Source organism: Pseudomonas fragi, from assembly GCF_900105835.1.
Lineage (GTDB): Bacteria > Pseudomonadota > Gammaproteobacteria > Pseudomonadales > Pseudomonadaceae > Aquipseudomonas > Aquipseudomonas fragi.
In genome coordinates, this window is sequence record NZ_LT629783.1 from 1,620,098 (window position 1) to 1,632,948 (window position 12,851).

Annotated in this window: 13 protein-coding genes; 6 read left to right on the forward strand and 7 right to left on the reverse strand. The window is 60.2% G+C overall.

Annotation, left to right across the window (positions count from 1 at the left end; genetic code table 11):
• Nucleotides 1-16 precede the first annotated feature (16 nt).
• Entirely contained in the window at nucleotides 17-517 is a 501-nt protein-coding gene (locus tag BLU25_RS07380) for a Csu type fimbrial protein (RefSeq protein WP_438269263.1), read from the reverse strand.
• A gap of 224 nt (nucleotides 518-741) precedes the next feature.
• Here BLU25_RS07380 and BLU25_RS07385 point away from each other — a divergent pair, with 224 nt between their 5' ends.
• Complete coding sequence (locus tag BLU25_RS07385) at nucleotides 742-2,052, forward strand: leucine-rich repeat-containing protein kinase family protein (RefSeq protein ID WP_016782339.1); 1,311 nt, start codon at nucleotides 742-744, stop codon at nucleotides 2,050-2,052.
• 86 nt (nucleotides 2,053-2,138) lie between these two features.
• On the opposite strand, the gene BLU25_RS07390 is transcribed toward BLU25_RS07385, so the two are convergent.
• The 3 genes from BLU25_RS07390 to BLU25_RS07400 all read right to left on the reverse strand — a co-directional run bounded on the left by BLU25_RS07390 (nucleotide 2,139) and on the right by BLU25_RS07400 (nucleotide 5,683).
• Nucleotides 2,139-2,843, reverse strand: coding sequence for a YebC/PmpR family DNA-binding transcriptional regulator (locus BLU25_RS07390; RefSeq protein ID WP_016782338.1), 705 nt, complete (start codon nucleotides 2,841-2,843; stop codon nucleotides 2,139-2,141).
• Between the two features lie 107 nt (nucleotides 2,844-2,950).
• Entirely contained in the window at nucleotides 2,951-4,342 is a 1,392-nt protein-coding gene (locus tag BLU25_RS07395; RefSeq protein ID WP_016782337.1) for an FAD-dependent oxidoreductase, read from the reverse strand.
• 15 nt (nucleotides 4,343-4,357) lie between these two features.
• Nucleotides 4,358-5,683: an MFS transporter gene (locus tag BLU25_RS07400; protein ID WP_016782336.1), complete on the reverse strand. Its 1,326-nt coding sequence runs from the start codon at nucleotides 5,681-5,683 to the stop codon at nucleotides 4,358-4,360.
• A gap of 290 nt (nucleotides 5,684-5,973) precedes the next feature.
• Between BLU25_RS07400 and BLU25_RS07405 the strand changes: the two genes are divergently transcribed.
• Nucleotides 5,974-6,843: a LysR substrate-binding domain-containing protein gene (locus BLU25_RS07405; protein WP_016782335.1), complete on the forward strand. Its 870-nt coding sequence runs from the start codon at nucleotides 5,974-5,976 to the stop codon at nucleotides 6,841-6,843.
• 185 nt (nucleotides 6,844-7,028) lie between these two features.
• Here BLU25_RS07405 and BLU25_RS07410 read toward each other — a convergent pair whose 3' ends face one another.
• On the reverse strand, nucleotides 7,029-7,886 hold the full coding sequence (locus BLU25_RS07410; RefSeq protein WP_016782334.1) for a LysR substrate-binding domain-containing protein: 858 nt from the start codon (nucleotides 7,884-7,886) through the stop codon (nucleotides 7,029-7,031).
• Between the two features lie 115 nt (nucleotides 7,887-8,001).
• On the opposite strand from BLU25_RS07410, the gene BLU25_RS07415 reads away from it, so the two are divergent.
• Complete coding sequence (locus BLU25_RS07415; RefSeq protein WP_016782333.1) at nucleotides 8,002-9,111, forward strand: 2-aminoethylphosphonate--pyruvate transaminase; 1,110 nt, start codon at nucleotides 8,002-8,004, stop codon at nucleotides 9,109-9,111.
• 72 nt (nucleotides 9,112-9,183) lie between these two features.
• Complete coding sequence (gene phnX / locus BLU25_RS07420; protein ID WP_016782332.1) at nucleotides 9,184-10,011, forward strand: phosphonoacetaldehyde hydrolase; 828 nt, start codon at nucleotides 9,184-9,186, stop codon at nucleotides 10,009-10,011.
• A 64-nt stretch (nucleotides 10,012-10,075) separates the two neighbouring features.
• Here phnX and BLU25_RS07425 read toward each other — a convergent pair whose 3' ends face one another.
• A complete protein-coding gene (locus BLU25_RS07425) occupies nucleotides 10,076-10,624 on the reverse strand; it encodes an NADPH-dependent FMN reductase (RefSeq protein ID WP_016782331.1) in 549 nt (182 codons plus the stop codon).
• A gap of 196 nt (nucleotides 10,625-10,820) precedes the next feature.
• Here BLU25_RS07425 and BLU25_RS07430 point away from each other — a divergent pair, with 196 nt between their 5' ends.
• Together BLU25_RS07430 and BLU25_RS07435 are read left to right on the forward strand one after the other, a co-directional pair.
• Nucleotides 10,821-11,042 carry a hypothetical protein gene (locus BLU25_RS07430; protein ID WP_029611585.1) on the forward strand — a complete coding sequence of 74 codons (222 nt, stop codon included), beginning with the start codon at nucleotides 10,821-10,823 and terminating at the stop codon, nucleotides 11,040-11,042.
• 86 nt (nucleotides 11,043-11,128) lie between these two features.
• Entirely contained in the window at nucleotides 11,129-12,040 is a 912-nt protein-coding gene (locus BLU25_RS07435; RefSeq protein ID WP_016782329.1) for a LysR family transcriptional regulator, read from the forward strand.
• A 153-nt stretch (nucleotides 12,041-12,193) separates the two neighbouring features.
• Here the strand turns inward: BLU25_RS07435 and BLU25_RS07440 are convergent, their stop codons facing one another.
• A complete protein-coding gene (locus tag BLU25_RS07440; protein WP_016782328.1) occupies nucleotides 12,194-12,769 on the reverse strand; it encodes a GNAT family N-acetyltransferase in 576 nt (191 codons plus the stop codon).
• Nucleotides 12,770-12,851 lie beyond the last annotated feature (82 nt).

A 12,851-nucleotide genomic window follows, 5' to 3' on the forward strand; every position in this document is an offset into this window, starting at 1 on the left:
ATCCATGCTCCTGGCGCTACCAAGTGAGTGTGACTTTCAACAGGTCGGCATACAGCCCGACCGGGGGGATCTGCTGCAAAGGTTCGATACGGCCGTACAACGGCAACTCCACCGAACCGCTATCGGGCACGGTGCCGCTGACAGGTACATCTACCAGCAAGGGAATTTGCCGGGCCGGGTCGCGGAACAGTCGATAAGGAATTTGCGGACCACCCGGGCCCAGAGCCAGGTAACGGACATCTGCGGTGCCACCATGCTGGCCACCGTCAATCTGAAGCTGGTAAGTGGTATCCGGGTTGCATTCCAGGCGCGGTAAACGCGGGTTTATCAGGGTGGCACCCAAGGGTGCCGAAGGGCCATCCAGCCGTGGGGCGCGGCCAAAATCGAGCAGGCCCAGGTAATCGCCACCCGCGTCACGGGTAATGCCTGCCAGTTGGCAGCCCCGCTCGACGATGACTCGCACCTGCACCTCGTACTGCGCCGACCAGGCACATGTACTGAACAAGGAGCCAATGATGACTGTCCCTAGACGATGCTCCACGATCATTCCCTTCGTGCTTTTATAAGTTAAAGGCTAGCAGTGAAGAAACATTCGTCCAATTACGACCGTAATTAAACGAACTGATACCATTCATCACCAGCCGCTGCCGCTCTAGGCCGTGCAAAGGCTCGGCCTCGGGCCGATAAATGGCTATCATGCGCAACACTTTTTGCCCCTGCCCACGAGTTCCGACCCTGCTTATGGATACCCTCGCTAAACTGCGCGCCGGCCAACTGGCGGGCCTCAAACGTCTTGATCTGTCGTGCGGGCTGACCGAGTTCCCGGCCGAGATATTCCAGCTGGCCGACTCGCTGGAAATCCTCAATCTGAGCGGGAATGCTCTGAGCAGCCTGCCCGATGACCTGCATCGCCTGACCCGTTTGCGCATCTTGTTTTGCTCGGACAACCAATTCACCGAGCTGCCGGCTTGCCTTGGGCAGTGTGCGCAACTGAGCATGATCGGCTTCAAGGCCAACCGCATCGAGCATGTGCCGGGCGAGGCACTGCCGCCCTTGCTGCGCTGGCTGATCCTGACCGACAACTGCATCGAGCAACTGCCCGAGGAACTGGGCCAGCGCCCGCTGCTGCAAAAGCTGATGCTGGCCGGGAACCGCTTGCAGCAACTGCCCGCCAGCATGGCCAACTGCGAGCGCCTCGAGTTGATCCGCCTGGCCGCCAACCACTTCACCGAGTTGCCCGACACCCTGCTGTCACTGCCAGCCCTGAGCTGGCTGGCCTATGCCGGCAACCCGCTGCGTGAAGATGCCAGTGCTCAGCGCGCGGCCGACAACACGCCGAATATTGCCTGGTCGCAGCTTACGCTTGGGCAAAAACTGGGCGAAGGTGCCTCGGGGGTCATTTATCAGGCGCAGTGGAGCGCCCCTGGCCAGCCGGTGCAGTCGGTGGCGGTCAAGCTGTACAAGGGCAGCATCACCAGCGACGGCTCGCCGCTCAATGAAATGAACGCCTGCATCGCTGCGGGCCAGCACCCTAACCTGATCAAGGTACTGGGCCGCGTGGTTGGCGCCCCTGACGATCAAGCGGCGCTGGTGATGCAGTTGATCGACCCGTCCTTTCTCAACCTGGCGGCCCTGCCCAGCTTTGAGACCTGCAGCCGTGACGTGTATGCCGACAGCACCCGTTTCACCGGTGACAGCGCCTTGCGCATCGCGCGTGGCATTGCCGCGGCGGCCGGCCACCTGCATGCACAGGGCATTTGCCACGGTGACTTGTACGCGCACAATATTTTGTTCAACGCCCGGGGTGATTGCCTGCTGGGGGATTTTGGCGCGGCGTGTTTCCATACCCTCGACGACAGCCCACAGAGCCGGGCGCTACAGCGCATCGAAGTGCGGGCATTCGGAATTTTGCTGGGGGAATTGCTGGAGCGGATCGACTCGGGCTTGAGTGATCGACAGCGCAGTGAGCTGCTGGGGTTGCAACAGCGCTGCATCCAGCCAGACGTGCTGGCACGGCCGGGGTTTGCGCAGGTAATACGCTTGCTGAGCTAGGTCTGTAGCAGCTGCCGAGGAACGAGGCTGCGTCCGGCGACGCAGCCTCGTTCCTCGGCAGCTGCTACGGGAGCCGGGTCGGTGGCTTATGCCAACGCCACAAACATGTCCTGCACGTCGTCCTGCTCTTCCAGCTTGGCCAAAAACTCTTGTACTTCGGCCATTTGCTCGTCGGTCAAACCGCTTACCGGATTCTTCGGCTGGTAGCCCAGTTTCGCCGATACCACAGTGAAACCCTGCTCCGGCAAGGCTTTTTGCACTGCGTCGAGGTCAGTCGGCTCGGTGATAAACAGGGTAGTGCCTTCTTCTTCGCCTTCTTCGAAATCCTGGGCGCCCGCTTCAATGGCGGCCATCTCAGGATCGGCGTCCGGGGTGTCCGGCTTGGCCTCGATCATACCGACGTGGTTGAAGTCCCAGGCCACCGAACCCGAAGCACCCAGCTGGCCCTTGCGGAAGGCCACGCGGATTTCAGCCACGGTACGGTTGATGTTGTCGGTCAGGCACTCGATGATCAGCGGCACCTGATGCGGGGCGAAGCCCTCGTAAGTCACGCGGTGGTATTGCACGGCCTCGGTACCGATACCGGCGCCCTTGTTGATCGCGCGCTTGATGGTGTCAGCCGGCATCGAGGCTTTTTTCGCCTGTTCATAGACCAGGCGCAGGTGCGAGTTCATGTCAGGATCGGCGCCGTTGCGCGCAGCAACCGTCAATTCCTTGGCCAGCTTGCCAAAAATCTTGCCGCGGCTGTTGGCGGCGTCCGCTTTATGTTTAACCTTCCACTGTGCGCCCATTACTCACTCTCTCAATCTGGTGTGTCGCAGCCTGTCGGCCGTCGAATGGGCGCAAGTTTAACCGGCCAGAAGTCGGCAATCGACCAAAAAATCCAATCAGTCCCTGCTTAGCCCTTGTCAGCCTTGCCCGCCGCTGCGGCAAACCTGGCCAGGCGCACGTCCAGATGCCGGGGCCGACGACCATGATCCTCGGCCCGTTCCTTGCGCCTGATGGCATTGCGCACCATCAGCGAGCCCAGGTAGCGAATCGGCTCTGGCGGAAAATACCCCAGCGGTCCGTTGACCAGCGGCGAACGTGTCCAGTCATTGGCCTGCCCCTGCACCAGCGAAGAAAGGATCTGACCACCCATATGGCAAGGCCCTACGCCACTGCCCGAGTAGCCAAAGCCATAAAACACATTACCGTGGCTGCTCAACTGACCGAAAAAAGGCAAACCCGTGACAGACCGATCTGAAGGCCCGTTCCAGGTCGCCTCCACCCCTACCCCGGCAAAGGCCGGAAAAAACTGCGTCAGGCTTTTGCCCAGCAATCCGGCGTAGGGCGACGGCTGATCGAACACCGGCAACATGCGGCCACCGTAGGCAAAGGTATTGCCGCCCTTGCCCAGCATGATTCGCCCGTCCGGGGTGTTGTGGTAGTAGTGCACGAAAATTCTCGAATCGAGCACCGTGACGCCGCTGGTCAGGCCGATTTCCTGCAACAGGTCGGGGCGCGGTTCGGTGATCAGCATGTCGCTGGAAACAATCGCCACACTGCGCTCGAACTGCGGGAAGGCCCGGGCCATCCAGGCATTCATGGCCAGCACCACACGGTCGGCGCGAATGCTGCCGGCCGGGGTGCGGATCAGCGCCGGGGCGCCCTCCTCCAACCCGGTCATAGGCGTGCTTTCGTAAATCCTCACCCCCAGCTGCAGCGCCACCCGCCGTAACCCGCGCACCAGTTTGCCCGGCTGCACACTGGCCGCCGCCGGAGAAAACCAGCCCTCCCTGTGCAGGGCCGATCCGGCCCGGCGCTGTAGATCTTCAACCGGCAACTTGCTGAACGAGTTGATGGACTGCCGCGCCAGCGCCGCAATCACGCTGTCGGTCGAACCGACCTGGGCCTGATTGGTCGCGGTATACAACGTGCCATCGAGGCGGTAGTCGGCATCCACCCCATACTGCTTACAGAACGCACCAATCGCATAAATGCTCTGCTCCGAGGCCTTGACCAGCCGCACCGCCTCCTCCACCCCGAACAGGCGTTCAAGGGTGAAGTACTTGGCCGACCACGACAGCGCGCAGCCGCCATTGCGCCCGCTGGCACCTGCACCGCAAATGTCGGCTTCAATCAGCACCACATCCAGTTCAGGGCTTTGCTCCTTGAGCATGATTGCGGTCCATAACCCGGTATAACCGCCCCCCACAATGCACACCTGGGCACGCGTCTCACCCGCCAGCGCATCGCAGGGTGCTTCATTTTCCAGGGCCAGTGCCTGTTCCAGCCAAAAAGGTCGCATGGATCATTCTCCTGCTCAGGTGCGTAAAGGCTTGATCAGCAATGGATGGTTGGGCACAAACGGGCACGCAGCCTTGAGCCCCGCAGGTCGGCTATTCCAATGGGGTATCAGCACCAGCGAAGAAAACAGCGCGCAGCAGGCAAACACGATAAACACCGTGACCGTATCGAAATAGCCCGGCAACAGACCACCCAGAATCGCCCCGACCGAACCGCAGCCATTGACGAACCCCGCCGCCGTAGCTCCGGCCTTGGCGGTGCCAAAATCAATTGCAGCCGCGCCGCTGATCATCGAGTCCGGCCCGTACAGGGTCAGGCCCATGACAAACAGCAAGGCCACCACCAGTGCCACGCTGCCTGAATGCAATGCCCCCATAAAGAACGCGAGGGAAATGGTCAGCGCCAGCAGACTCAAAATGCAGGCCGGCATACGCCGGGCGCCGAAAAGCTTATCGGACGCCAGACCGATCATGATCGGCCCCAGCAACCCCGCCAGCTCAAAGGCCGTAGGAATAATCGCAGCGCCGACCTTGCCCACCTGCGGCATTTGCTCGAACACGATCACCGGGCCCCACAACAGAATCGCGTAGCGCGCCGGCTTGAGCATGAAATACGCCAGCCCCAGGGTCAGCACCGTGCGATTGCGCATGATCTCGCGCAGCGGCGCCCAGATGCTGATACGTTTTTCGGCAGCGATTTCCTCAGCGCTCATGTCGGGCTCTGGCTCGACGGCGGGCAGGCCGACATCTTGCGGCGTATTGCGCTGGAAGATAAAGAACAGCACCGCCACCAGCGCCACCACCGCCGCGCTGGAAATAAACGCCGCATGCCAGCTGCCGATCAGCGTATACGCCCACCACCCGGCAAAAGGCGAAGCCACCAGCCCGCCAAAGGCGTAGCACGAACTCCACAGCCCCAGCACCCGGCCACGTTGCTGCGCAGGGAAAAAGCTGCCGATGTTTTTGCACAACCCCGACCAGCCGGTGGATTGCGCCAGGCCCTGGATCAGCATGCAGGTGGCAAAGATCGGCAAGGTGGCGTAGGTACCCATGACCAGCGCGGCCAGCGCCGAAATGATCAAGCCACCCAGCACCACAACCCGCGGGCCAAAGCGATCGGCGAGGATGCCCCAGGTAAATTGCCCTACGGCATAAGCGGCAAGGTAGATAGCGTCGAGGTTGGCCATCGCCATCTTGTCGAGATGAAAGTTGGGGTCTTCACCGATGCCCAGCTTGGCAACGGAGAATGCCTTGCGAGTGAAGTAAAAGGCCGCGTAGGCCAACCAGGTGATGGCAAAAATCTGCACGCGCCAACGCTTGATGGTGGCATAGGAGTTGTTCATGTCGGGTCTGACCTCAGAGGTGGAATGTGCCGGCAGAATCAGAAAAGAACGCCTGTTTTTTTATTGTGTTGAGCACTTCAATACCGCCCTTCAGACAAGGACCGTATTTGCCAGACACACCGTGAGCTGCCCGTTGTTATTCGAGTTCGCAGTTGCACACCGATGTGTCACGACCCGCCGCTATCGAGGACATAACGGCGGGCTGAGGTCGATCAAAGCAATTACTGACTAATAGGTAAAATCGATTTATCGTATTTCAATCATAAGCTCAGCTTGTAAGAGGCAATCCGATGTCGGTTTCTCATGCGCAGTTGAAGGCTTTTCACGCCGTTGCCGTTCATGGCAGTTTCACCCGCGCGGCCGAGCGCTTGTTTTTGAGCCAGCCGGCCATCTCCGACCAGGTCAGAAAGCTTGAGGAGCGCTTCGGGGTGCTGCTGTTCCATCGCAACAAACGCTCGGTACGCCTGACCGACCTGGGCGAGCGCCTGCTGAGCATCACCCAGCGCCTGTTCGGGGTGCAGGCCGAAGCTCAGGAATTACTGCAGGACTCCCAGGCCCTGCAAACCGGCAGCCTGATCCTGGCGGTGGATGCCCCGGTGCATGTGTTGCCGCAAATTGCCCGTTTTTGCCAGCGCTACCCCGGGATCACGGTAAAAATCGAAACTGGCAACACCGACGAATGCCTGGCGCGGCTGTTCAACTACCAGGCGGACCTGGCCCTGTTGGGGCGTGACGTAAATGATGAACGCCTGCTCAGCGTGCCCTTGCGCAGCGACCCGATGGTGGCCTTTGTGGCCCGAACGCACCCTTGGGCCAGTCGCAACGCAATTTGCCTGGCCGATCTGGATGACACGCCTTTGGTACTGCGCGAAGTGGGCTCCGTGACCCGGCAAACCCTGGAAGAAGAAATGAGCCAGGCCGGCTTGCGCATCCGCGCCGCGATCCAGGTGGAAGGCCGCGAAGCGGCGCGTGAAGCGGTGGTGGTCGGGATTGGTGTGGGCGTAGTCTCGGCAGCCGAGTTCGGTTCTGATTCGCGGGTCTGCGCACTGCCCATTACCGATTGCACAAGGCGCCTGACCGAAACCCTGGTATGCCTGCAAGAACAGAGTTCGCGGCGGGTGGTGGCGACATTTCTGGAGATTGTGCGCGCGGATTTGTGACACAACATCCGTAGCAGCTGCCGAAGGAACGAGGCTGCGTCCGGCGTGATGCGGCACCCCGACGAAGCCGTCGTAAACCCTGAGAGCCGGTTTTAACTGGCACACCGCAGTGTCTGATTTCGCGACGGCTGCGCCGCCGGACGCAGCCTCGTTCCTTCGGCAGCTGCTACGGACTTTCTCAGTGGCTACACCGCCAACTCCATAAACGCCTTGATCAACCGCAGCTCGGCACGTCGCTCCATACAGCCGAGCATATGCAGGTTGACCAACCCCGCGCCATTGATGGGTACCGCTCGCACTCGGGGGTCAGGGCTGACCTCCACCGACGACACAATCCCCACCCCCAACTGCGCTGCCACCGCTTCGGTTACGGCCTCCCGGCTGTCCAGCTCCAGCAGCACCCGCGGGTTGATACTCGCCTGCTCACAGGCGCTGTCGAAAGTTCGACGGGTAATCGAAGACGGTTCACGCAACACCATGATCACCTGATCCAGTTGCGCAATTGCAATGCCATCCGGCAAGGCCAGCCACGGGTGGTTGGCGGGCACCAGGGCGCAAATCCGCGATTCGTTGAGGGCACGCAGGGTCAGGCCCTTGCGCGGTTCCACTTCAGTCAGCACCGCCACGTCAACGTGCTCCGACAGCAAGGCTGCCAGGGTTTCCTGGGCATTGCCCAGGCGCAGGTTCACGGTAATCCCCGGGTAGCGTGCGCGCAGGCTCGCCAGCATCGGCATCACCAGGTGCGGGCCATCCGCCGCCACCTCCAGGCGCCCGGTCAGCAACTGGCGATTGGCCTCAAGCATCACCTGCGCCTCATCCACCAAACCAAACATGGCCCGGGTGATGGCGGCCAGCCGCGTGCCTTCTTCGGTCAGTTCCACCCGCCGCGCAGTGCGCCGCAACAAGGTGATCTGGTAGTGCTCTTCAAGCGCCTTGACATGCCCGGTCACCGCCGGCTGGCTGATAAACAGCCGGGCCGCCGCCCGGGTAAAACTGCCCTTCCGGGCAACCGCATCAAACGCGCGGAGCTGGAATAAATTCATATCTATAAGCCTCACTGATGGCAGGCATAACAACAAACAATTTGATTGATATCAACACAAACTGCAATTTATGCCCTGTATCCAGTAGCCATCCAATGCTTGTGAGGAAACCAGAATGAGTACTGCCGCGCCGATCCTGCTGACCCCTGGCCCACTGACAACCTCGGCGCGTACCCGCCAGGCGATGATGGTCGACTGGGGCTCATGGGATGACAGCTTCAACCAGCTGACTGCCAGCCTGTGCGAGCAACTGCTGGCCATTATCAACGGCGCCGACAGCCATCATTGCGTGCCCCTGCAAGGCAGCGGCACTTTTGCCGTCGAAGCCGCCATCGGCACCCTGGTGCCTCGCGATGGCCATGTCCTGGTACTGATCAACGGCGCCTACGGCAAACGCCTGGCGAAAATCTGCGACGTGCTGGGCCGTCGTTTCAGCACGTTTGAAACCGCCGAAGACGAACCCACCACCGCGGCCGACGTCGACCGTCTGCTGCAGGCCGACCCGAGCATCAGCCATGTGGCGTTGATCCATTGCGAAACCAGCACCGGCATCCTTAACCCGCTGCCTGAAATTTCCGCTGTTATTGCCAGCCACGGTAAACGTTTGATTATCGACGCCATGAGTTCTTTCGGTGCCCTGCCCATCGACGCGCAGCAAGTGCCTTTTGATGCACTGATCGCCGCGTCCGGCAAATGCCTTGAGGGTGTACCCGGCATGGGCTTTGTGTTCGCCCGCAAAGAAGCGCTGGCCAACGCCGCCGGCAACAGCCATTCACTGGCAATGGACCTGCACGATCAACACACTTATATGGCCAAAACCGGGCAATGGCGCTTTACCCCGCCCACCCATGTGGTCGCGGCCTTGCACGAAGCCCTGCTGCAATACAACGAAGAAGGCGGCTTGCCTGCCCGTCACCAGCGTTACGCCAACAACTGCCAGGCGCTGCTCGACGGCATGGCCGCACTGGGTATCCGCAGTTTTTTACCAGAAGCCATCCAGGCACCGATCATCGTCACCTTCCATGCGCCAAAAGACCCGCGCTACCAGTTCAAGGCGTTCTACGAACGGGTCAAGGCCAAGGGTTTCATCCTGTACCCGGGCAAATTGACCCAGGTCGAAACCTTCCGTGTGGGCTGCATCGGTCACGTCAACCAGGCCGAGATGCAGGCTGCCGTGAATGCCGTAGGCCGGGTGCTGCAGGAGATGGAAGTCTTCGATATCTGATGGTGTAAGTGCTGGTTAAAACACCCCCTATTATTTCGCGCGGCACCGCCCGCTCTTACAGGATTCTCTGACATGAACTACACCAACCCAAGCAAGCTGCAAGCCGCCATTCTCGACTGGGCCGGCACCGTGGTCGATTTCGGCTCGTTCGCCCCGACCCAGATTTTTGTCGAAGCCTTTGCCGAATTCGATGTACAGGTCTCCATCGAAGAGGCTCGCGGGCCGATGGGCATGGGCAAGTGGGACCACATCCGCACCCTGTGTGATCAACCGCAGATCACCGAGCGCTATAAAAAGGTGTTCGGGCGCGCCCCGACTGACGATGACGTGACCGCAATTTATGAGCGTTTCATGCCGCTGCAGATCGAAAAGATCGCCGAACACTCAGCGCTGATCCCGGGTGCCCTGGAGACCATCGCCCAACTGCGCGAGCAAGGCATCAAGATCGGTTCATGCTCGGGTTACCCGGCGCAAGTGATGGCCAAAGTGGTTGAACTGGCCGCTACCAATGGCTATGTCGCCGACCATGTGGTGGCTACTGATGAAGTGCCGAACGGTCGTCCCTGGCCAGCCCAGGCACTGGCCAACGTGATTGCGCTGGGCATTGATGATGTGGGCGCCTGTGTGAAGATCGACGACACCGTGCCGGGCATTCTTGAAGGTCGTCGCGCCGGTATGTGGACCGTGGCCCTGGTGTGTTCCGGCAATGCGCTGGGCCTGACCTGGGCGCAATACCAGGCACTGGACCCGGTAACCCTGGCCAGTGAGCGCAGCCGCATTCACACCCTGTTTGCCGGTTCTCGCCCGCATTACTTGATCGACACCATCAGCGACCTGCCTGAGGTGATTGCCGATATCAACCGCCGCCTGGCCAGCGGCGAGATGCCCCAGAGCAGCTGATCACGTCAAGCCGCAAGCTGCAAGCCTCTCACTTGCAGCTTGCGGCTTGCGGCTTGCGGTAACCCTAGCGCTCTACCCACCCGGCAAATTGATCAATAAATTTCTGCAAAAAAGGTCGGACTTTGTCTGACAGCTTGCCAGACGCATCAAATGCATCGCCCGCCCCGCCCAGATAGGCCTCAGGCTGCTGCATGCACGGCACATCGAGGAACACCAGCGACTGGCGCAAGTGATGATTCGCCCCAAAGCCCCCAATGGCCCCCGGCGAAACACTGATCACCGCGCCCGGCTTGCCACTGAACACACTTTGCCCATATGGCCGCGAACCGACATCAATGGCGTTTTTCAAGACGCCTGGCACCGAGCGGTTGTACTCGGGGGTCACAAACAGGACGGCATCGGCCGGGCGGATCTGATCGCGAAACACCGTGTAGGCCGCAGGCGGCGACGCACCGTCAATGTCTTCGTTGTACAGCGCCAGCTCACCGATTTCGACAATAAACAGTTTCAGGCTTGGCGGCGCCAGTTCTGCCAGGGCCTGGGCGACTTTTCGATTGAGCGAGTCCTTCCTCAAACTGCCAACCAACACTGCAACACTGTAGACCTTGCTCATGGAAAACCCCGAGTCAGTAGCTGTAGGAAGACTAGTTATAGATGATCGGACGGCTTTCTTGCACCCCAGTTCACCCTATCGGCCTGCAAGCCTGTAAAGTAGCAGGACTATTTTTTTCACATGGCTAAACTTCCCCTGCTGAACAACGGTCTACAGAACCGCAAATTGGGTGTTTATCTCCAGAGGTTCTCTACAAATGGCGGCAGTTCTCGTTGGGCAATTTCATGCAAGAGATGCGGAAGGTCGGGTTTATTCCGTGCATGAGTTTGAAGATACACAAGCAACCGGCGATCAGCCCGTAATGACCTACAAACTGGCCATTGGCGATCGTGTCAAAAAAAATGATGACAACAACTACGAGCTGGTGCAGTCGGGCGTCATCCTGGTCCGCGATCCTTCCCCGGTTGTCGCAGCCTGACCTGTTTTATGGCCTAACGCTGAAGTCAACGGATGAGACATGGATCAGGCTTCGCAACGCTGAAACCTCATCTGCCGGACATTAGCATGCGTCTACGCCACATCGAAGTGATTCAAGCCCTATTGCAAACCGGCAACCTCGGCCATGCTGCCGAGTTGCTGCAATTGCCCACGGCCACCCTCAGCGCAACGCTGCAGGAAGCCGAGCAGCAATTGGGCTTTATGCTGTTTTCCAGTGTTCGCGGGCGGCTGCAAGCCACCCGCGATACACTCGTGCTGCAACCCCTGATCAATCAGCTGTACCAGGCACTTGAGCCGTTACGCCAACTGGGCAACGAGTTGCGCCAGCATCAGGAGCCGGCCTTGCGCGTGGCGTGCAGTGAAACCCTGGCCGAACCGCTGCTGCCCTCTTGCATCGGTGCCCTGAGACGCCGGTTTCCCGACACCCCTGCCGTACTTGGCAGCCACCCCTGCGCTGAAATCGTGCGACGCCTGTTGATGGATGAATGCGATATCGGCTTCAGCTTGCAGCCATCAGAGCAGACCGGGCTCGACTGCTGGCCTGTGGTGCAGGGCAAAGTGCAATTTTTGGCGCCTCACGGCTGGCTATCCCCCAAGCACAAATACATCGCCCTGACAGAGCTGGCCGGTCAGGCAATGATTGGCCTGCAACAGCAAGACGGCTTGAGCCGCGGCCTCGACAGCAAGCTGCAGGCCTTGCGCCCGGCGCCAGTGGTGCACATTCAGGTGCAAAGTTACCGGATGATGCGCAGCATGGTCGAAGCTGGCGAGGGGCTGGCGCTGGTCGACCCGTTCACGGCAGTGGGGGCCAAAGCCAGCGGGCTGGACGTGTGCCCGGTCTCTCCGGCCATCCCGGTGACGCTCTATGCGCTCACACGCAAGGGCACCCAGCCGGGCCTGGCGCTGGCTGCGCTGATTGAAATTGTGCGGGCAAAGGCCGAGGCGTTACTCGCGGATCAGGGCCTGGTGGTGCTTTAGAACACAACCCTGTAGCCGCTGCCGTAGGAACGAGGCTGCGTCCGGCTGCGCAGCAGTCGTGAAATCCGGCACTACGGTGTGCCAGTTAAAACCGGCTTTCAGGGTTTACGACTGCTACGCAGCCGGACGCAGCCTCGCACGGCTCGACAGCGGCTACAGGTTTTTACTTTCGAAAATCAGATACCAGAAAATCGCCACTTCACGGGTCTGCGGATCGATACCGCGATAGCGTAAATCATCGATACCTCCGACCTGATACCCACAACGTTCGTACAACCTGCAGGCACCAAGGTTGTTGTTCTGGGTCTCCAGCATGATCCCGGGCAGGTTCTTCTTGCGGCTCCAGAACTTGACCACTTCCAGCAATGACCTGGCCACGCCGTGGCGACGGGCACCGGCAATCACGGCCAGTTCATCGACATGGGCAAACCCGTTCCAGTTGGTGCTGACAACCACATGCCCGACGGGCTGGTTATCCAGGTAGGCCATGAAAATGTCGCTGTCCTTGCCACCGCGATAGCTGGCGAACTCATCGGGGTCGATGCCGTAGCATTTGCGGTAGGGGGTAATCAGGTCCAGCGGCCAGTGCTCGACCTTCTTATGGCGGTCGGCACGCGCGTAGGCGCGCACTTCAAAGCTGAAATCGTTGCACCATACATACGGCGCGAAACCCTCGTCGGCCAGGCGTACCGAGACGTGAGGGTCCTTGGGGTTCACAACCAGATGCATGAAAAATCCTTCTTTCCTGTCGTCGATGCTGACACCGGATTGCAGCGCAACCGTTCATGGCCTGCGCCAGCAACAACAAGAC